A 20,062-nucleotide genomic window follows, 5' to 3' on the forward strand; every position below is an offset into this window, starting at 1 on the left:
ATCGTTCAACCGCTGCAGGGTTTCTTCAGCGGCCTGCTGGATCCAGCAGCGTGGCGTAATCGTCCTCGTAAGTGCGCAGCACCGGCCGGTAGTCGGCATGCACCACAGGCTCGAAACCGCCCGGCAGGTCCGGTTCTATGGCCAGATAGGCGTCGGGTGCTTCCCGGCGCATGTCCATCAATCCGGCCCTGAGACGCCGCTTCAACGCGTCAGGCAAATCCTTGCGCACGCTGTGAGCGGAATAGGGGATCGGCGGCGAGCGCCAGACGATTTCCAGATCCTTGAAACCGCGCTCTCCCGAAACATAAAAATCATTGAGTGTTCCGGCCGTATAGCCATTCTTTGCCTCCCCCGCCAATGACGACCAGCCAAGGGTCGCATCGACACGGCCGTCCAGAACGGCGCGGAGGCCCTCAACAGGGTCCTTCACCTCAACAAGCGCGGTGAAATGCGCGCGCGCGTCAACACCGTCAGCCGCCAGATTGGCGAGCGGAACACGATAACCGGTCACGGAGTCGGTACCACCGACAGCAAGGCGCTTCCCCTTGAGGTCTGCCAGGGTTCCCTGCTCTGCGCCGCGCTTCGCGATCAGAATGGCGTAAAAGCGCGCTGGAAAATCATCCGGAGCGGCGGTGACCAACGGCTCTACGCAACTGCAGAGCTGATGCACGGCAGCATAAGCAGATGGTGAAAGGCGAGCATAGTCGATCTTTCCGGAAGCAAGCGCCTCAACAGCATCGGCCATGGTATCCATCAGAAAGAGGTCAACCGGCAGGTCGGCAATTTCCTCAAGCGCGAGGCGGAAAGGCTCCACCCGGTCCCGGGCCCCTTCATCTGCCGCCACGACAACACCGAGGCGCAGCCGATCGGGCATGGTCTCCGGATCCTGTGCACTGGCGGTGGCAGCGGTGAGAAAGACTGCCGCGAGAATGGGGGCCAGCCAACGGAACAGGAGATTTACAAGTGCCATATTGCCGACATAACCTTCTGATGAAACTTGCAAAATTTTATCTCGCCTTTTGAACAACTTCCGCCAGAAAACCGGATCGACCACATGAACGATGCTATCACGACCGTCGTCTTCGATATAGGGAATGTCCTGATCGAATGGAATCCCGAATATCTCTATCGCGAGCTCATTCCCGATGACGATGTACGCGAAGACTTCCTGACGACAGTCTGCACAATGGAGTGGAACCTGCAGCAGGATCTTGGCCGACCCTGGGCGGAAGCCGTCGATGTTCTGTCCCGCCAGCATCCGGACAAGGCCGAGCTTATCGCCGCCTACAGCGATCGTTGGCACGACATGGTGCCCGGCGAAATTCCCGGTACGCCTGACATGCTTGCAGAGCTCAAGGCCCAGGGGACGCCCCTTTATGCAATTACCAATTTTTCAGAAGACAAGTTTGTCCAGGCCCAGGAACGGTTTCCGTTTCTGAAGACCAGCTTCCGCGACATCGTCGTCTCCGGCGCTGAAAAGGAAATCAAGCCCGGCCTGCGCATCTACGAAATCCTGCTGGAGCGAAACGGACTGACCGCCGCGCAATGCCTTTTCATCGATGACAGCGAGCGCAATGTCGAGGCTGCCAGAGAAGCCGGCATGTCAGCCCATCACTTCAAGGGGGCTGAGGGTCTGCGCGCGGAACTGAAACAGCTTGGTCTGCTGAACGGGTAATTGCCACGAGGAGGCGACCAATATTTGGGAGGCGGCAAGGCCGCCTCTCAGGATCCGTCGCACTCAAGTCCCGGCGAAGAGGTCTTATCCCTCGAAGCCTTCAAGCACATTGACGCAATTGGTCCCCAGTGCGTCGACCGCATAGCCGCCTTCCATCAGGAAGATGGTCGGAACGCCGACCTTGGCGAGCCTCTGGCCAAGCCGGATGTAGTCTTCACTCTTGAACTTGAAGCCGGAGATCGGATCGTTCTCGTAGCAATCCATGCCAAGCGAGACGATCAACGCTTCTGGCTTGTACACCAGCAGCCAACGGCAGGCTTCCTCGAGTGCCGGTGTGTAGCTGTCCCAATCGGTGCCGAGCGGCAAAGGCCAGTTACGGGTGAACCCGGTACCGGCATGTTCACCGGTCTCGTCGGCAAACCCGAGAAAATAGGGATATTCGTGTTTAGGGTCGGCATGGATCGACAGGAACAGGATGTCCGGCCGGTCATAGAACAGCGCCTGGGTACCATTGCCATGGTGGTAGTCGACATCCAGGATTGCGATACGATGCAGTCCGTAGTCCCGAAGATACTGCGCCGCGACAGCAGCGTTGTTGAAAAAGCAGTATCCACCGAAGAAGTCATAGCCCGCGTGGTGTCCCGGTGGCCGGCAAAGCGCGAAAGCCGATTTCTCGCCATCGAGAAGCAGGCGGGCCGCAGTCAGGGCCGTGTCGGCTGACGCCCGCGCCGCCTTGTAGGTGTTTTCGCCGAGCGGCGTACCGGCATCCATCGAGTACCGTCCGAGCAGGCCGTCGATATGTTCGACCTGAACATCCTGACGCAGGCTGCGGATAGGCCAGACGAAGGGAAAGGCTTCCCGCGACCGCCCTGCGGCTGTCCATTTTTCCCAGAAGCTTTCCAGAAACGAAACGTATTCGGGGGCGTGCACCCGGTGCAGCGGACGGACGGGGAATTCCTCCGGCGCAACGATTTCACCGACATTGCGCTCCCGCACGGTCTTGAGCACGATTTCGGCGCGGCTCGGGATCTCGACAGCAGGCTTCAGTTCGCCGTCTGATATTTCCTGCGCCGGTGCATGCGCGAGCTGGGTGTTTGAAAAAACCGTCTTCACGAGTTGCCCCCAAGTCCCCTGTTGTCTCACACAGCAGCGCTAATGTAACCCATTTCAGGAAAAACGGAATTCCGTAACATGAGTATAAGTCTCTGAGGGCTGTAACAAAACCGGTGTGAACCCGTCGTGATTGACGCTGTCCGGCCATCGCTGCGCTTCAAGGCACAGCCCGGCATGGGCCCCATAGTGCCTGCCGTCCAGCCCGGGAACCGTCACCGAGATCCGCTGCGCATCATAAAGCTGCAGGCCGGGTTCGCTCGTCCAGACTTCCATGCGGCGATTGCCGGAACCGTCTTCGAGGGCAGCAGCGAATTCCACGCCCTCACGTGGTGCATCCGCAAGGCAGAAGTTGTGATCAAAGACCACGTTCTCCTCACCCGCCTTGCGCCGCAGTTTGCGCCCGTCGCGGAAGTCGTATGGCGTCCAGGCCACGTTGCGGATCTCGCCGGTCGGGATCAGCGCCTCGTCCACGGGCAGATAGGTCTCGGCAGCGATTTCCAGCGTATGGTCCAGAATATTGCTGCTGCCATCCAGATTGAAATAGGCGTGCTGAGTGAGATTGACCGGCGTCGTCTTGTCGGTGGTTGCGGTGATTTTCAGACGCAGCGCACCGGTGCCGGTCAACGTATAGCGGGCAAGCACCTCCACCCGTCCCGGATACCCCATGTCGCCGTCTTCGGAGACAAGCTTCAGCAGGACACTGGCCTTGTCGTGCTGCTCTATCTGCCAGACCCTGCTGGAGAAGCCGAGCGAGCCACCGTGAAGGTGGTTGATACCCCGTTCGTTCTGGTCGAGTTGATAGGTGACCCCTTCTATCGTCATCCGGCCACCGCCGATCCGGTTGGCACAGCGCCCGGCAATCACGCCGAAATAGGGCGAATGATCCAGATAGCTCTGGAGATCGTCAAAGCCCAGCACCACCGTCTTACCATCGACCTTGAGGTCGCGGATAATCGCTCCAAGGGTGAGAATGGAGGCAGCCAGAGACCCTTTTGCCAGCGTAATTTCCTGGACAACGGTCCCGTCTGGCAGAACCCCAAATTCCTTGATCATGAAAGTCTCCGGCGAGAAGGCGGCAGGATGCGCAAAAGGCGGCGGAACTATCCGCCGCCTTTCGTCAATCGGTCAAGTGGTCAGAGCGTCTGGTTGTAGTCGCCCACTTCCGAGTTTTCGCGCAGAACGCCGTCGACAGCCTTGAACATGGCGTGGAGCCGGTCTTCCGAAACCGGGCTCTCGACCACGACCACCAGCTCCGGCTTGTTGGAGGAGGCACGCACAAGACCCCAGGTTCCGTCTTCACTGACGACGCGAACGCCGTTGACGGTGATCAGGTCGGTGATCGACTGTCCGGCAACCGTTTCGCCCTTGGCTTTCATATCCTGGAAACGGGCGACAACCCGGTCGACGACGTCGTACTTGATTTCGTCGTCGCACTTGGGAGCCATGGTTGGCGACCCCCAGGTCTTGGGAAGATCCCGGCGCAGGTCTGCCATCGTCTTGTCCGGGTTACGGTCTAGCATGTCGAGGATGGCAATGGCCGAAACGAGCCCGTCATCATAACCGCGGCCAATCGGCTTGTTGAAGAAATAGTGGCCGGACTTCTCGAATCCGACCATGGCATTCAGTTCGGTGACACGGCGCTTGATATAGGAGTGACCGGTCTTGAAATAGTCGGTCTTGGCGCCGTTGGCCTTAAGCACCGGATCCGTGTGGAACAGGCCGGTGGATTTCACATCGACCACGAACTGGGCACCGGGATGAAGCGCGGAGATATCGCGCGCAAGCATCACGCCGACCTTGTCGGCGAAGATTTCCTCGCCTTCGTTGTCGACGACACCGCAGCGATCGCCGTCGCCATCGAAACCAAGTCCGACTTCCGCACCGACTTCCAGAACCTTGTCACGAAGCGCATGGAGCATCTTCATGTCTTCGGGGTTCGGGTTGTAGCGCGGGAAGGTGTGATCCAGCTCGGCATCAAGCGGGATGACTTCGGCGCCGATCGCCTCCAGGATCTTCGGCGCGAAGGCGCCGGCAGTGCCGTTGCCGCATGCCGCGACCACCTTTATCGGGCGCTTCAGATTAGCCCGGTCGGTGAGATCCTTGAAATAGACATCCGGGAAACCGTCGACGAAGCGGTAGCTGCCGCCGCCCTTCAGGTCGAAGGCCGCTTCCAGAACGATGTCCTTCAGCCGGCCCATTTCATCGGGACCAAAGGTCAGCGGGCGGTCGATGCCCATCTTGACGCCGGTCCAGCCGTTGTCGTTGTGCGACGCCGTGATCATGGCGACCGCCGGAACATCGAGCGCGAACTGTGCGAAATAGGCCATCGGCGACAAGGCCAGGCCAATGTCGTGCACGTTGATGCCGGCTGCCAGAAGGCCGTTGATCACCGCCATCTTGATGGAGGAGGAATAACCCCGGAAATCATGCCCCACCACGATGTCCGGGCGCACGCCACGTTCGTGAATGAGCGTGCCGATGCCCATACCGAGCGCCTGCATGCCCATCAGATTGATTTCCTTTTCGAAAAGCCAACGCGCATCGTATTCGCGGAAACCCGTGGGCTTCACCATTGGAAAGGATTCATATTCAAAAGTGTTCGGAACCAATTTCGGACGCGGTTTCGGAAACATCAATGCCTCTCAAAGCAAGGAAGAAGAACGGAACTGGGTAATTACCTAAACACGGTATGACAATTCACTGCACCAGTACAAGCGTGCCATCGGAGATGTCAAACCGCTTCATTTGGTTGAGAACGGACATGCCGAGCAGGGGTTCCCCGAGGCTTTGATCTTTCAACACAAGTGTGTCGACATTGCGTAGCCGGATCTTTCCAATGCGCAAATTGTCAATGGTCGCCCTGGCGCCACGAACTGTGCCATTTGCCGTCTGGATCGCGTACTTGTAGTCGGCCGAATTCAGGAAGATTCCGATGCTCTCGGCAAGCGATTCCGGCAAAACGGTGACGGTCGCACCGGTGTCGACCAGCATGTCCACCGCACGGCCGTTCAGATAGGCATCCGCCACGAAATGCCCCTGCCTGTTGGCCGATATTCGGTGGCTTCGTTCACCGGCCTCGTCCACGTCCTGATCTTCGGCAACCGGGTCGCTGCTCACCAGCACCTCAAGCCTGTTCTCCAGCAGATACGCCGCAAGCGGAACGATTGCCATGCAGGCCAGAAAGATGATGACAAAGCGCGACATGCAGGGTCTCGACGTTGCGTGAGCCCCCTGATTATCACGGTTTCCTTAGCGGCCTGTAAAACAGCATCAGGCAATCGTGTCGGCCAGCCGGGCAATGTCCTCCAGAAGCGGTGCACTGGACTGGGCCCCTGTCACGGTGCAGGCAAGCGCACCGGCTGCGACACCTTCCTTCAAGGCACGTTCGAAGGACGTCTTGCGATCGAGAGCGGCAGCCAGGGCGCCGCAAAAGGCATCGCCCGCACCGGTCGTATCCACCGCGTTGACGTAGGGAGAAGCGAAGCGATAGCGCGCGGTTGGCGTGCGTGCGAGAACACCGTCTGCACCAAGGGTGACGATGACGTTCCGGCCACCTTCCGCCAGCTTCAGCGCGAATGTTTCCGTGTCACCGGCAATGCCGAGACGACCTCCGATCTCTGCCGCCTCGCTCACATTGACCACAACCGTACCGGCAACATCCAGACAGGCACTCAGGTCGCCCTCAGGCACAGGAGCCGGGTTCCAGATGACCGTGCCTGCCGCATCCCGGGCAAGCCTGGCACCTTTGATCACCTCAAGCAGAGGCACCTCTCCCTGAACCAGCAGTGTCTGACCGGGCCCAAAACCGCCTTCCAGCCAGGAGGCTTCGACACGTGCATTGGTGCCGCTGGCGACGATAATCTGGTTTTCCCCTGCGGGATCGATGCCGATCAGGGCAAGGCCGGTCGACCCGGCCATGGTGCGAACGCCCGAAAGATCGACGCCGGCTCCGCGCAGATTAAGCAGCGCGAGTTCGGCAAAGCTGTCCTGTCCGACCGCGCCGATGAAACGAACGTCGGCCCCTGCCCGCCTGGCAGCCAGCGCCTGGTTGGCGCCTTTCCCACCTGGAAATGTCTGGTGATCGCGACCGCTCACCGTTTCGCCGGCAGTCGGCAAGCGGGGCACGGCAACGACCAGATCCAGATTGATGGAACCAAAGACCGTAATCATGTCGCCTCCCTTTTTTTACAAAAGGTTAGACACCGCACGCCCAAGCGCAACAAAAAAGCGCGGAAGTTTCCCTCCGCGCTTTCAGCCGTCTGCTCCGTCGGCCGGTTACTTCGTGCCGTACATACGGTCGCCGGCATCGCCAAGACCCGGGACGATATAGCCCTTCTCGTTCAGCTTCTCGTCGATGGAAGCAGTGTAGACCGGCACGTCCGGGTGGTTCTCCGTGAAATTCTTGACGCCCTCAGGTGCTGCGAGCAGGCAGAGGAAGCGGATGTTGTTGGCTCCGCGCTCCTTGAGCTTCTGAACTGCTGCAATCGCCGAGTTGGCGGTAGCCAGCATCGGATCGACCACGATCACCAGACGCTCGTTCAAGTCTTCCGGAGCCTTGAAGTAATACTCCACCGGCTGCAGCGTCTGCGGATCGCGGTAAAGCCCGATGTGCGCCACGCGCGCCGACGGAACCAGATCCAGCATGCCTTCCAGAAGTCCGTTGCCCGCGCGCAGAACGGAAGCGAATACCAGCTTCTTGCCGGCCAGGGTCGGCGCCTGCATTTCGGCAAGCGGCGTCTCGATGGTCTGGTAGACGAGCGGCAGGTCGCGAGTGACCTCATAGCAGAGCAGCGTGGAGATTTCCCGCAGCAGGCGCCGGAACCCCTGGGTGGACGTTCCCTTGTCGCGCATGATGCTCAGTTTGTGCTGAACCAGCGGGTGGCTGATGACAGTGGCTCCGGACATATCTGCCTCTCTTCTCAATGGGGCCATAACACCGGCCCGGTCTCATAATTTTTTATGTTCGGGACCTATGCCCCGAACGGCAACCAAAAAACAGACCCCGGGTTCATGAAGTGCCCGAGTTTTTTCGCTTCCTGCGGGTGTCCTTGCAAATAAATGCCGCCAGCCCGGCTGGTTCCGCCTTCCAGGATGCAGGTGAGCGGCAACTGATCCTGATGAACCTTGAGCTCGTGCCGCAGCAGTTCGGCCAGCCTGTCGGTGAGCGCAAGCGCCACAGCGCGGATTTCGACCATCCGGTCGCGTTCGGCCTCTGCTGACAGCGCCGTGTCCGGTTCGACAATTTTCAGGACACCGGCGTCAAGGAACAGGGCCGCGTGGGCAGGATCGGCCGGCGGCGTCAGCGCCTCCAGTCCGGAGACTTCAAACCCGGCCCAGGCAAGAGGTTCGATCAGTGAATAGACCATCTCCTGGGCAGCCTGATGTAACGGAACAACAGTTCTCTCGGAAACCGCGCCCCGCTGGTAATGCTCGAAGCTGTCGCCATAGACCATGCTTCCTTCGCTGGCACCACCGTCCCAGAGCGGACAAAGCGATTCCAGCAACCGGTCGAGCAGATCCCTTGCCGAAACCACACCATCGCTTTCCTTTGCCATCCGAACTGCAAGACGGCCGGGACGGGTCTCGTCCCCTTCTCCGAAAAGGTCCGGCCGCAGGGCAAGCGCTTCACCGAAGCGTTTCAGATGGCGCTGCATCGCCTCGAGCAGGTCGTCATCTTCCCTTGCGTCCCACTGCAGGCCTTCTGCGAGTTCCATCCGGTCCATCTGCACGAGCGTCTGCGCATCGACGCGGTAGGGATCGGTCATTTCACCGGAAAAGGAACCTGCCGCGAACATGTGAAAGGCGGCCAGTGCCGAAGCCTCCTGACCGGTAGCCTTGGTGTCCGTCATCCGGTCTTCAAAGACCCAGCCCTCGGGGTGACGGGTTTTCATGTAGGTACCGAGGATGGCAAGATCGGCTGCAGCGGCAAGCATTTCTTCGGCGGTTTCAAACCCGCGTGCATTTGCCAACGCACCCCAGCGGTCGATGCCGCCAGCTTCGAAATTCCGCCAGATGCCGTAGGGTGGAATGTGAAAATCCGGATAGTTTTCCCGGGTAGTTTCAAGCACCGTGGCCAGCGCTGTCTCGAGCCGGTCCGGAACCGCTTCGACATGGGCGAGTTTGCCATCTGTGGCGAGCTTCAAAAGCTCATAGGCTTTTTCCCGAACACGCTGCGGCCGGAACAGGGACAAGGCTGGTTGGGTATCGGTCATGGAGATCGCCGGATCTGGAAAGGATTGTGTGAAAAGACGCTGCCCTCGCCTATCTGCCCACCATAACCTTGTCAAACCGGTTCGTCATTGGTCATCATCTGTGTGATTTGAACCCAAGCCTTTCAACCACCCCACACCGGAAGTTTCATGTCTGCCGTTGTCTCAATCGCCGCCCTTCTCGTCGGATCCGGACTGCTTTTGCTCGCCGGCGGCCTTCACGGCCTCCTGTTGCCGCTCGCCGGTCTCGCCAACGGCTTTTCCGATGCCTCGCTCGGTCTGCTCGGCACCGGCTGGGCAGTCGGATATGTCAGCGGCTGTCTGGCCGTGCCGGTCATCGTGAAGCGTGTGGGCCATGTGCGGGCCTTCGGGGCGCTTGCCTCGCTGGCGGGCATCTCGGTTCTCCTGAACCTTCTGTTCATGGATGCCGCTGTCTGGATCGTGCTGCGGGCGATCACCGGCTTCTGCTTTTCCGGCGCTGCCATGATCGTGGAAAGCTGGCTGAACGAACGTTCGACCAGCGAAACGCGCGGGCGGATCTTCGGCATCTACACGATGATCAACCTGGGGGCGACGACCGCCGGACAGATGTTGCTGACGCTTGGTGATCCGACCGGCTTCTTCTTCTTCGTTCTCGGTTCGATCATCTACTCGCTCTCACTGCTGCCGACAGCGCTGTCCACCGCCGCATCGCCCCAGCCCCTGACACAGGCGCGGCTGGACCCGAAAAAACTCTGGCGCAATTCACCGATCGCAGTGGTCGCGGTTTTCATGGTCGGCATTTCAAACGGGTCCTTCGGCACCTTGGGTGCGGTTTATGGACTTCGCATCGGGTTGGACGTACCGGAGATTGCCATCATGATGAGTTTGGCGCTTTTGGCCGGCGCAGTGGTGCAGATCCCGGTCGGCATGCTGTCCGACAGGCTTGACCGGCGCCTTGTGCTGGTCGGTCTCGCCGTAACCGCCATGAGTTTCGGGTCCAGCCTGTCATTCTTCGGCGGCACCGATCCGACCCTCACGGTTCTTCTGATCGCAGGTTTCGGCGGCGTGGTCTATTCCATGTATCCGGTGATCGTCGCCCACGCGAGCGACCACGCAGAGCCAGGTGACTTTCTCAGGATCAGCGGCGGTCTTCTGCTTATCTTCGGGGCGGGTACAATGCTTGGACCGTTGCTCGCTTCGGGCTTGATGACCTTCACTTATCCGGGCGCACTCTTCCAGGTGACGGCGGCAGCGCATCTTTCCATGATGCTCTTTGCCCTCTGGCGCATGCGTCAGCGTGCTTCGCTTCCGCAGGAAGACAAGTCCGATTTCGTGATGGCGGTCTCGACCGCGCAGATTACGACCCCGGAAACGGTAAGCCTCGATCCGCGCACGGAAGTGGACGAAACCGGCGGGGAAATCTGAGGGGGCTTGACGCCATTACCTTCGGCATTCATCGCCCTTCTCCCCTCATTATGAGGAACCGCTTCAGCGGCGTCTCAGGATGAGGTTTTGGGGATGAGAGGGCGAGAGGCGAGAAAGCTCACTAGAGTTCTCGCTGAACCAAGCCAATGCGAAGCGACCTCGCCTGAAAAAAATCTGGCGTGCATTCAGCGTGCGGCGCATCCGGCATGTTGCAGAAGACCTGCCTCAACCCGTCGGCGCCTGCTTTGCGCTTTCCAGTCGTACAAGGAGCCTTTTGCGTGTGGGCTCATCACAGAAGGCGGCTTCGATGGCCGTGCGGGTGACTTCCATCTGATCATCGAAACTCCATCCGAAGGTTTCGGTGACCGATGAATATTCCTTGCCGAGCGTGGTGCCGAAAAAGGGCGGATCGTCGGAGTTGAGCGTGATCTTCACGCCCTCCTTGCGCAGCATGTTGACCGGGTGGAAGCGCAGGTGAGTGTAGACGCCCAGAGCGATGTTCGACCCGGGGCAGACCTCCAGCACGATCTCCTCGTCGACAAGGCGCTTGACCAGATCCTTGTCCTCGATCGCCCGCACGCCGTGGCCAAGACGTTTCACACGCAGGAATTCGAGTGCCGCGGTCACACTGTCCGGACCGCCGAACTCGCCCGCATGGGCCGTCGTGCCCAGTCCGGCATCCGCCGCCATGCGGAAGGCCTTCGCGAAATTGGCCGGGTGGCCGGAGCGTTCATCCCCGGCCAGACCGAAGCCCGTGACCAGAGGATGCGGATTGCCGATCACTTCCTTGATTACCCGTTCGACGGAGGCCGAACCGAAATGGCGGACGCCGATCGCGATCATCCGGCCTTCGATGGCAGTGTCTGTCTTGGCGCGCTCGATCCCGGCAGCCAGTCCCTCGACATAGGAGCGGTAGGACAGGCCGGCGGCCTGAGCGTGGTCTGGCGAGATGAAGATCTCGCCATAAATTGCCCCTTCCGCCGCCAGCATGCGGAAATAGGTTTCTGCAAGCAGGGCGTAGTCCGCCGGTGTCCGGAACACCGAACTTGCAACGTCATAGGCTTTCAGGAAGGTGGTGAAGTCGGACCAGATGTATTTGCCGTTACCGTCGAGGACGGCCGAAACATCCTCGCCGCGCTTGTCGGCAAGGCGCTTGACCAGGGTCGGTGGCGCGGCGCCTTCGATATGACAATGCAATTCCGCCTTCGGTACCGTGATGGCGTCGCTCATGTCCCGCGGGTCCTCATTCGAGTGTGTGGCGGGCCGGTTTTCCGTCTTTCCGAAGAAAGGACGGACGAGTGGCCCGCGGTTATTGTGCCCGATTCACCGGATTGCCGGAATGCGGATGCGGTTACAGAAAACTCGTGCCGTTCGGCCCCACCGCAATGCCCAGATGATCGGCGATACTTTCACCGATATCGGCATAGGTCTTGCGACCACCGACACTTCTGCCTTCGAGACCCGGACCGGTTGCGATCACCGGGACATGTTCGCGGGTGTGGTCCGTGCCACGCCAGGTCGGATCGCAGCCGTGATCGGCCGTCAGGATCAGGAGATCACCGTCCGTCATCCTGCCAATCATTTCCGGCAAGCGGCGGTCGAAATGCTCAAGCGCGGCTGCATATCCCGGAACATCCCGGCGGTGACCGTAGAGGGAGTCGAAATCGATGAAATTGGCGAAGATCAGGTCGCCGTCGGCAGCCTCATCCATGGCTTCCAGCGTCTTGTCGAACAGCTGGTCATTGCCTGCGCCCTTCAGCACCCTGGCAACGCCCTGATGGGCGAAGATGTCGGATATCTTGCCGACGCCATAGACCGTGCGCCCTGCCTCGGTCAGACGGTCGAGCAAGGTCGGCTCCGGCGGCAGCACCGAATAGTCACGCCGGTTGGCGGTGCGCTGGAAAGTGTCCGAAGTTTCGCCGACGAAGGGCCGCGCGATCACCCGGCCGATGTTGTAGGGATCGGCAAATTCACGCGCGATCTCGCAAAGTTCGTACAGCTTCTCCAAACCATAGTGTTCTTCGTGGGCGGCGATCTGGATGACGGAATCCGCCGACGTATAGAAAATCGGCTTGCCCGTGCGAATGTGCTCTTCGCCAAGTTCGGCAATGATCACCGTGCCGGAGGCGTGTTTGTCACCCAGGATGCCGTTGAGACCTGCCTTCTCGCGGATCTTTGCAATCAGCTCTTCCGGGAAGGTCGGGATCGTTTCCGGAAAATAGCCCCAGTCGAAGCGCACAGGCACACCGGCGATTTCCCAATGGCCGGACGGCGTGTCCTTGCCGTTGGAAACTTCAGCAGCATAGCCCCACAGGCCTTCCGGCTCGCCATCGAAATCCAGGCCCGGCACGTCCTTGCCGGTGGACAGGCGCCCTGCCGCGCCCAGGCCGAGCCGGTCCATGTTGGGAACGTTCAAGGGGCCGGAGCGCAGACTGTCCTTGTCGCCCTCACCGGCTGCACAACGCGCCGCGATGTGGCCCAAAGTGTCGGCCCCGGCATCACCAAAGGCTTCCGCATCCGCGGCACCGCCGATACCGAAACTGTCCAGAACGCACAGAATTGCACGAGGCATGGACATCTCCTCAAATTTATCATTGCCGGCCGGTTCGGCCGGAGAGGTTCCGGGCGACCATTCGCCCGGCACGCATTTTCCCGGTCAGGGCGCGATGCGCTCGATGACGCTTGGCCTGTCGATGACATCGGCTGCGGAGCCGATGGTGTAGGCTTTGCGCACCGCGACGGCTGCTTCTTCGGCCTCTGCCTCGGTTCTGGCATGGACAATCGCCAAGGGCGCATCCGCGTCGACCGTGTTGCCGACACCGGCAAGGCTGGTCAGGCCGACGGACGGATCGATCACGTCTGCCGCCGCCCTGCGTCCACCGCCAAGCGCGACGACCGCAACGCCTACTGCCCGGGCATCCACACCCGTAACGACGCCGTCTTGTTCGGCGTAGACCGGCGCTTCCACCGGCGCCTTGGCGAGATAAAGTTCCGCCTTTTCCATGAAGTCGGCAGGTCCGCCAAGCGCATGAACCATCTGGGCAAACTTCTCAGCCGCCTTGCCGCTCTGAAACGCTTCACGCATCATGCCGGCACCGGCCTCTGCATCAGCGGCAATGCCACCCGAGGCAAGCAGTTCGCCGCCTTGCGCCACGGTGACATCCCAAAGGCGGTTGTCGATGGCCGTGCCTTTCAGGAAGTCGACGGCGTTCTGCATTTCAACCGCGTTGCCGGCGGCAGACGCCAGCGGCTCGTTCATGTCGGTCAGGAGAGCCGTCGTTTTCAAACCCGCCCCGTTCGCGACCAGCACCAGGCTTTCGGCAAGCGCACGAGCATCTTCAAGTGTTGCCATGAAAGCGCCCGTGCCCCACTTCACGTCCAGCACCAGTCCCTGCAGACCGGCTGCCAGCTTCTTGGACAGGATCGACGCGGTGATCAGGTCGATGCTCTCCACCGTGCCGGTCACATCGCGGATGGCGTAAAAACGCTTGTCGGCCGGAGCAAGGTTGCCGGTCTGGCCGATGACGGCACACCCGATTTCCTTGACCACCTTCTTGAAAAGCAGATTGTCCGGTTGCGTCTGATAGCCCGGGATGCTGTCGAACTTGTCCAGCGTGCCGCCCGTATGACCCAGGCCACGACCGGAGATCATCGGTACTGCAGCGCCACAGGCGGCAAGCGCCGGCGCCAGCATCAGCGAGACGTTGTCGCCAACGCCGCCGGTGGAATGCTTGTCCAGGATCGGCGCGTCGATGCCCGACCAGTCCATGACATCGCCACTGTCGCGCATGGCGAGCGTCAGAGCCACACGTTCGTCGACGGTCAGCCCCTTGAAGAAGACAGCCATGGCGAGCGCAGCCACCTGGCCTTCCGTGACCGAGCCGTCTGCCAGGCCCTTGACGAAGAACTGGATCTCCGCCGCGTCCAGCGTTCCACCATCGCGCTTCTTTCTGATGAGTTCTTGCGGCAGCATTTGTTGTCCTTCTTGAAGCCGTCTCAATAGCCGTGGTGGGAGTGGTCCACGATTTCCTGGCCCTCGATCGTCGAGATCAGGGCATCCAGAAGACCACTGGCACCAAAGCGGAACGTGTGTGCCGATACCCAGTTCTGGCCCATGATCTTGTCGGCAAGCGCCAGGTAGGCAGCCGCGTCCTCGGCGGTGCGGATACCACCGGCCGGCTTGAAGCCGATCACACGCTCGGCGTTGTCGCGCCGGGCCTCCTCGATCGCGGTCAGCATGATTTCGGCTGCTTCCAGCGTTGCATTGACGGCAACCTTGCCGGTCGAAGTCTTGATGAAATCCGCACCCGCCCCAATGGCAATGTTGGAGGCTGCGTGGATCAGCAACGGATCCTTGATTTCACCCGTTTCCAGGATGACCTTGAGCAGTGCCGGTTCCGGAATGGCAGCCTTCACGCGGATGATCTGCTCTTCCGCAAAGCCCTTGCGGCCAGCGCAGAAAGCCTTGTAGGGCATGACCAGGTCGATCTCGTCGGCTCCATCGGCAAGTGCCTGCTTTGTCTCGGCCAGGACAGCTTCCGTATCTTCGCCACCTTCAGGGAAGTTGACCACGGTCGCCACCTTCACGCCCGTGCCGGTCAGTTCCTGCGCGGCCTGTGCCACGAACCGCGGCCAGACACAGACAGCCGCAACCGATCCGTGATCCGTCACGGTCCGTCCGGTCAGCTTGGAAATGTCCGCCGCCGTGCAGTCGTCGTTGAGGTTGGTCAGGTCGACGAGCCCGAGGGCCCGTTTGGCGTGTTCGATCATGTCAGTCATTGGCCGATCTCCTTCACGAATGCCCGCACCAGCTGTTTCATGCGTTCCATACCCTGCAAGGCGACGGACTTGGTTTCGTCGTGAGACAGCGCGTGCGTCTGCATGCCTGCGCCGTAATTGGTGATAATCGACATGGCCGCGACGCGCATACCCAGAAACCTGGCCATGATGACTTCCGGCACGGTTGACATGCCAACCGCATCCGCACCCAGTGTCTTGGCCATGCGGATTTCGGCAGGCGTCTCGAAAGATGGGCCGGAGAACCACATGTAAACGCCCTCGGCGACCGGATCGCCGGTTTCCTCGGCGACTTTCTTCATCGCCGCACGCAAGTCCGCATCGTAGGCGGTGCTCATGTCGAGGAAGCGCTTTTCGTCCTCTTCACCGATCAGCGGGTTCATGCCCGACCAGTTGATGTGGTCGGAAATCAGCATGGGCGAGCCGGGAGCAACTTCCTGGCGCAGGGAACCAGCCGCATTGGTTGCCAGCAGGATCTCGCAGCCGAGCTCCTTCAGCGTTTCCACCGGCGTGCGCATGACCGTCGGATCACCGCCCTCGTAATAATGGGCCCGGCCCGACAGGATCACCACCGGTACACCGGACAGCGTGCCGGCAACCAGCTCGCTGGAATGGGACGTGACGGTGGAGACCGGAAATTCGGTCAGATGCGAATAGGGAATGCGAACAGCGTCCTCGACTTCCTCGGCGAGCGCGCCGAGGCCGGAGCCGAGGATCATGCCAATCTTGTACGAGCCCTCCCGGGCTGCGCGGACGATCTCCGCGCATTCACGGCCGAAACCACTCATTGTGGGTCAGTCCTTCTTATTTTGACGTGTATTCCAGTTCGAAGGCGGCAGGCAGCAGCTCATCCATCGTGAAGCTGCGCCGGATACCGTCGAGATCCGCGACATGGACAACCAGATCGTCCGTGCCGAATTCCTTCAGACGCTGGCGGCACATGCCGCACGGCGTGCACAGGGCCGCATCGCCAATGACGACGGCTTCCGCAATTTCGCGGTAACCGGCGGCAATCATGGCGCTGACCGCCCCACCTTCTGCACAAACGCTCACCGGGTAGGAAGCGTTCTCCACATTGCAGCCGATGAAAACAGTGCCGTCCGGTGCACGCAAGGCCGCGCCGACCAGGAAGTTTGAATAGGGTGCATATGCGTTTTCACGAACCGCTTTTGCGGCCTCGAACAACGCGTCCAGATCGCTCATGAACGCTCCTTGAGATACGGAATGCCAGCCGCCTTCGGCGGGATTGCCTTGCCGATGAAACCTGCAAGCAGGATCACGGTCAGAATATAGGGCAGTGCCTGGAAGAACTGCACCGGAATTTCGCCGATACCGGGTAATTTCTGACCCTGCATCCGGATGGCGACAGCATCGAGGAAGCCGAACAACAGGCAGGCCAACATGGCGTTGGCCGGTTTCCACTTGGCGAAAATCAGGGCCGCCAGCGCGATGAAGCCCTTGCCCGCCGTCATGTCCTTGATGAAGCCGGAGGACTGGGCGATGGAAAGATATGCTCCGGCAACACCGCACAGGGCACCGCAGGCGATAACCGCCCGGTAGCGCAGCCAGGTGACAGAGATGCCGGCCGTGTCAACGGCCGCCGGGTTTTCCCCGACCGCACGCAGGCGCAGCCCGAAACGGGTGCGGAACAGCACCCACCAGGTCAGCGGCACGGCCACGAAAGCCGCATAGACCAGGATGTTGTGGCCTGACAGCAGTTCGCTGTAGATGCCGCCAATGATTGGAACATCGCGCAGTTCTTCCGCGTAGGGCCAGACGATGTCCCTAAACCGTCCGCCTTCCGGCAGTGAGGGTGTACGACCGCCCTGGCGGAACCATGTCTGCCCGAGCAGCGCGGTCAGGCCCGCTGCCAGGAAGTTGATGGCGACGCCGGAAACGATCTGGTTGCCGCGGTTGGTAATGGAGGCAAAGCCGTGGATCAGCGCCAGGCCGATCGAAACCGCCATGCCCGCCAGAAGGCCGATCCAGGCGTTTCCGGTCATGTAGGCGACCGCACCCGCCCCAAAGGCTGCGCCGAGCATCTTTCCTTCCAGGCCGATATCGACCACGCCGGAGCGTTCAGAGTAAAGCCCTGCCAGACAGGCCAGCAGAAGCGGTGTCGACAGGCGGACTGTGGAATCAAGTGTCAGGATCACGATCTCGAACATGATCACGCCTCCTTCTCGGCAAGAGCCCGGGAGGGCGTGAACAGCTTGATGATGGCCGGGCGGAACATGTGCTCAAGCGCACCGGCAAACAGGATCACAAGGCCCTGGATGACGATGATCATGTCTCGCGTGATGTTGGGCATTTCGAACGAAAGTTCCGCGCCGCCCTGATAGAGCATGCCGAACAGGATCGATGCCAGAACGATGCCGACCGGATGCGCCCGCCCCATGAGGGCAACCGCGATGCCGACGAAGCCGTAGCCGGTCACGAAATCGATCAGCAGACGGTGCTGTGACCCCATGATCTCGTTGATCGCCATCATGCCTGCAAGACCACCGGATATGAGCATGGTGATGACGATGGTGCGCACCGGCGAGATGCCGGCATAGACCGCGGCTGTGGCGTTGGCACCGAAGGACCGGATCTCGAAACCGAGCTTTGTGCGCCAGATCAGGAACCAGACCAGAACACAAGCCGCCAGCGCCACGAAGAGCGACAGGTTGACCGGCGCATAGCCGAAGCCGAAGGACGGGAATATGTCGTTCAGGAACGGCAGACGGCCGCCGTCCTCGAAGGTTCGTGTTTCCGGCTGCATCGAGCCTGGCTTCTTCAACGCGTTGTTGAGCAGATAGACCATCAGCGACGAGGCGATGAAGTTGAACATGATGGTGGTGATCACCACGTGGCTGCCGCGGGTGGCCTGCAGCCAGGCCGGAATGAACGCCCAGGCGGCCCCCATCAGCGCCGAGCCGATGATGGCAAACGGCAAGGTGATGTACCACGGCACGATGTGGTCCAGCGCCAGACAGGCTATGGCGACCCCGAGACCACCGATATAGGCCTGGCCCTCACCGCCGATGTTGAACAACCCGGCATGAAAGGCAACGGCCACGGCCAGGCCGGTGAAGATGAAGTTGGTGGCATAAAACAGCGTGAAGCCGATGCCTTCGCCATAGCCAATGGAGCCCCAGACCAGGAGCTGCACCGCGTCCAGCGGGTTTTCCCCGATCAGGACAACGACGAGGCCGGACACCAGGAAGGCGGCGGCCAGGTTCAGGAACGGGATCAGGCCGTAATCGACCCAGCGCGGGAGCTGACCGGCACTCATCGGGCGCCTCCTTCAACAGCCATCTTGTTGTTATCTTCCACACCGGCCATCAGCAGGCCAAGTTCGCCTTCTTCCGCATCGCCGCCGCGTTCACCAACGATCTTGCCGTCGAACATCACCAGCACCCGGTCGGACAGCGCCCGGATTTCGTCGAGTTCCACCGACACCAGCAAAATGCCCTTGCCGGCATCGCGCATTTCCACGATCCGGCGGTGGATGAACTCGATGGCGCCGATATCGACGCCGCGCGTCGGCTGACCGACCAGAAGCACTTCCGGATCGCGCTCGATCTCGCGCGCCAGCACGATCTTCTGCTGGTTGCCGCCCGAGAAATTGGCGGTCTTCAGCATCGGGTTGGGCGGGCGGATGTCGTATTTCTCGATTTCGGCCACGGCGTTCTTCTTGATGGCGGCAAGATCCATCAGAAGGCCCCGGGAGTAGGCCGGGTCACGGTGGTAGCCAAGGATCGAATTCTCGTATTCGGAGAAGGAATTGATCAGGCCCATCCGGTGCCGGTCTTCCGGCACGTGGCCCATGTTCTTGGCACGCATGTCGGCAGCGTCGAGCGTGCTCGTTCCCAGATCGATTGTCTCGCCGTTGATCTTCAGCGTACCTCTGGTGGCGCGGCGAATGCCTGCAAGCGTTTCCAGCAGTTCCGACTGGCCGTTGCCGGAGACACCGGCGATGCCGACAATCTCTCCCGCACGCACATTGAAGGAAACGTCCTTGACCACCTGCACGCCGCGGCTGTCGGTCACCGTGAGGTTCTCGACCTCCATCACCGGAGCCTTGGGTTGCGCCGGTTTCTTGTCGACACGCAGCAGCACACTGCGGCCGACCATAAGCTCGGCGAGTTCTTCCATCGAGGTGTTCGCGGTTTCGCGCGTCGCCACCATCTCGCCGCGGCGCATCACCGAAACAGTATCGGTCGCCGCCATGATCTCGCGCAGCTTGTGCGTGATCAGGAGAACCGTCTTGCCTTCGTTCTTCAGAACTTCGAGGATCTTGAACAGGTGATCGGCTTCGGCCGGCGTCAGGACACCTGTCGGCTCGTCAAGGATCAGAACCTCCGCGCTGCGGTAGAGCGCCTTCAGGATCTCCACCCGCTGCTGCAGACCAACCGGCAGATCCTGGATCAGGGCGTCCGGATCGACCCGCAGTTCGTATTCTTCTTCTAGCCGCTTGAGTTCTGTCTTGGCGCGATTGATGCCGCCGGACAGGAGCGCGCTGTCCTCGGCCCCCAGAACCACGTTTTCCAGGACAGAGAAATTGTCGACCAGCATGAAATGCTGATGCACCATGCCGATGCCCATGCCGATGGCGGCTTTCGAGTCCGAAATCGTGACCTTCTTGCCGTCCACCAGGATGTCGCCGTCATCGGCCTGATAGAAACCGTAGAGAATGGACATGAGCGTCGACTTGCCCGCCCCGTTCTCTCCGATGATACCGTGGATGGAGCCCTTCTTCACCACAAGGTCAATGTCCTTGTTGGCGTGAACCGGGCCAAAGCGCTTGTTGATCTTGCGCAGTTCGATTGCCGGCGTATCGCTCATGCGTTCCCCCAGGCCTGACTGTTTTTCTTTG

The 20,062-nt window shown here is 60.7% G+C and carries 19 protein-coding genes; 2 read left to right on the forward strand and 17 right to left on the reverse strand.

All coding sequences use genetic code 11. From position 1 onward, the window contains the following. Nucleotides 1-25: 25 nt before the first annotated feature. A complete protein-coding gene (phnD, locus tag HEP89_RS04585; RefSeq protein WP_209010266.1) occupies nucleotides 26-970 on the reverse strand; it encodes a phosphate/phosphite/phosphonate ABC transporter substrate-binding protein in 945 nt (314 codons plus the stop codon). A gap of 84 nt (nucleotides 971-1,054) precedes the next feature. Between phnD and HEP89_RS04590 the strand changes: the two genes are divergently transcribed. Further along, nucleotides 1,055-1,675, forward strand: a complete 621-nt coding sequence (locus HEP89_RS04590) for an HAD family phosphatase (RefSeq protein WP_062490522.1) — start codon at nucleotides 1,055-1,057, stop codon at nucleotides 1,673-1,675. A gap of 84 nt (nucleotides 1,676-1,759) precedes the next feature. On the opposite strand, the gene HEP89_RS04595 is transcribed toward HEP89_RS04590, so the two are convergent. The 7 genes from HEP89_RS04595 to HEP89_RS04625 form a co-directional block, all read right to left on the reverse strand. Further along, nucleotides 1,760-2,788, reverse strand: a complete 1,029-nt coding sequence (locus HEP89_RS04595; RefSeq protein ID WP_022999743.1) for a histone deacetylase family protein — start codon at nucleotides 2,786-2,788, stop codon at nucleotides 1,760-1,762. Between the two features lie 54 nt (nucleotides 2,789-2,842). Further along, entirely contained in the window at nucleotides 2,843-3,841 is a 999-nt protein-coding gene (locus tag HEP89_RS04600) for an aldose epimerase family protein (RefSeq protein WP_168691438.1), read from the reverse strand. A gap of 80 nt (nucleotides 3,842-3,921) precedes the next feature. Next, nucleotides 3,922-5,421, reverse strand: coding sequence for a phosphomannomutase/phosphoglucomutase (locus HEP89_RS04605; protein WP_168691439.1), 1,500 nt, complete (start codon nucleotides 5,419-5,421; stop codon nucleotides 3,922-3,924). A gap of 64 nt (nucleotides 5,422-5,485) precedes the next feature. Further along, nucleotides 5,486-5,992 carry a TIGR02281 family clan AA aspartic protease gene (locus HEP89_RS04610; protein ID WP_077290880.1) on the reverse strand — a complete coding sequence of 169 codons (507 nt, stop codon included), beginning with the start codon at nucleotides 5,990-5,992 and terminating at the stop codon, nucleotides 5,486-5,488. 66 nt (nucleotides 5,993-6,058) lie between these two features. Then, entirely contained in the window at nucleotides 6,059-6,958 is a 900-nt protein-coding gene (locus tag HEP89_RS04615; RefSeq protein WP_168691440.1) for a ribokinase, read from the reverse strand. A gap of 105 nt (nucleotides 6,959-7,063) precedes the next feature. Continuing rightward, complete coding sequence (gene upp / locus HEP89_RS04620; RefSeq protein WP_022999737.1) at nucleotides 7,064-7,693, reverse strand: uracil phosphoribosyltransferase; 630 nt, start codon at nucleotides 7,691-7,693, stop codon at nucleotides 7,064-7,066. A gap of 65 nt (nucleotides 7,694-7,758) precedes the next feature. Further along, nucleotides 7,759-9,000, reverse strand: coding sequence for a DUF1688 family protein (locus HEP89_RS04625; RefSeq protein ID WP_168691441.1), 1,242 nt, complete (start codon nucleotides 8,998-9,000; stop codon nucleotides 7,759-7,761). 147 nt (nucleotides 9,001-9,147) lie between these two features. Here HEP89_RS04625 and HEP89_RS04630 point away from each other — a divergent pair, with 147 nt between their 5' ends. Then, nucleotides 9,148-10,404, forward strand: coding sequence for an MFS transporter (locus HEP89_RS04630; RefSeq protein ID WP_022999735.1), 1,257 nt, complete (start codon nucleotides 9,148-9,150; stop codon nucleotides 10,402-10,404). Between the two features lie 225 nt (nucleotides 10,405-10,629). Here HEP89_RS04630 and HEP89_RS04635 read toward each other — a convergent pair whose 3' ends face one another. The 9 genes from HEP89_RS04635 to HEP89_RS04675 form a co-directional block, all read right to left on the reverse strand. Then, nucleotides 10,630-11,634 (reverse strand): adenosine deaminase, encoded by a 1,005-nt coding sequence (locus tag HEP89_RS04635; RefSeq protein WP_022999734.1) that lies wholly within the window; start codon nucleotides 11,632-11,634, stop codon nucleotides 10,630-10,632. A 121-nt stretch (nucleotides 11,635-11,755) separates the two neighbouring features. Continuing rightward, the gene (locus HEP89_RS04640) at nucleotides 11,756-12,976 is read right to left on the reverse strand and encodes a phosphopentomutase (RefSeq protein ID WP_062491952.1); all 1,221 of its coding nucleotides are present in this window, start codon (nucleotides 12,974-12,976) and stop codon (nucleotides 11,756-11,758) included. 84 nt (nucleotides 12,977-13,060) lie between these two features. Beyond that, entirely contained in the window at nucleotides 13,061-14,377 is a 1,317-nt protein-coding gene (gene deoA, locus HEP89_RS04645; protein WP_062490540.1) for a thymidine phosphorylase, read from the reverse strand. A gap of 23 nt (nucleotides 14,378-14,400) precedes the next feature. Then, nucleotides 14,401-15,183, reverse strand: coding sequence for a deoxyribose-phosphate aldolase (gene deoC, locus HEP89_RS04650; protein ID WP_088665174.1), 783 nt, complete (start codon nucleotides 15,181-15,183; stop codon nucleotides 14,401-14,403). Then, nucleotides 15,180-15,989: a purine-nucleoside phosphorylase gene (locus HEP89_RS04655; RefSeq protein ID WP_022999730.1), complete on the reverse strand. Its 810-nt coding sequence runs from the start codon at nucleotides 15,987-15,989 to the stop codon at nucleotides 15,180-15,182. The genes deoC and HEP89_RS04655 overlap by 4 nt, the downstream gene beginning before the upstream one ends. Nucleotides 15,990-16,005: 16 nt before the next feature. Continuing rightward, nucleotides 16,006-16,404 (reverse strand): cytidine deaminase, encoded by a 399-nt coding sequence (gene cdd / locus HEP89_RS04660; protein ID WP_022999729.1) that lies wholly within the window; start codon nucleotides 16,402-16,404, stop codon nucleotides 16,006-16,008. After that, nucleotides 16,401-17,369 carry an ABC transporter permease gene (locus tag HEP89_RS04665; RefSeq protein WP_031268896.1) on the reverse strand — a complete coding sequence of 323 codons (969 nt, stop codon included), beginning with the start codon at nucleotides 17,367-17,369 and terminating at the stop codon, nucleotides 16,401-16,403. Before HEP89_RS04665 ends, cdd begins: the two co-directional genes overlap by 4 nt. Before the next feature lie 2 nt (nucleotides 17,370-17,371). Next, nucleotides 17,372-18,478 carry an ABC transporter permease gene (locus HEP89_RS04670; RefSeq protein WP_062490541.1) on the reverse strand — a complete coding sequence of 369 codons (1,107 nt, stop codon included), beginning with the start codon at nucleotides 18,476-18,478 and terminating at the stop codon, nucleotides 17,372-17,374. Next, nucleotides 18,475-20,031 (reverse strand): ABC transporter ATP-binding protein, encoded by a 1,557-nt coding sequence (locus HEP89_RS04675; protein ID WP_077290885.1) that lies wholly within the window; start codon nucleotides 20,029-20,031, stop codon nucleotides 18,475-18,477. Before HEP89_RS04675 ends, HEP89_RS04670 begins: the two co-directional genes overlap by 4 nt. Nucleotides 20,032-20,062 lie beyond the last annotated feature (31 nt).

The sequence above is a fragment of the Labrenzia sp. 5N genome, assembly GCF_012395805.1.
GTDB classification, from domain to species: Bacteria; Pseudomonadota; Alphaproteobacteria; order Rhizobiales; family Stappiaceae; genus Roseibium; species Roseibium algicola.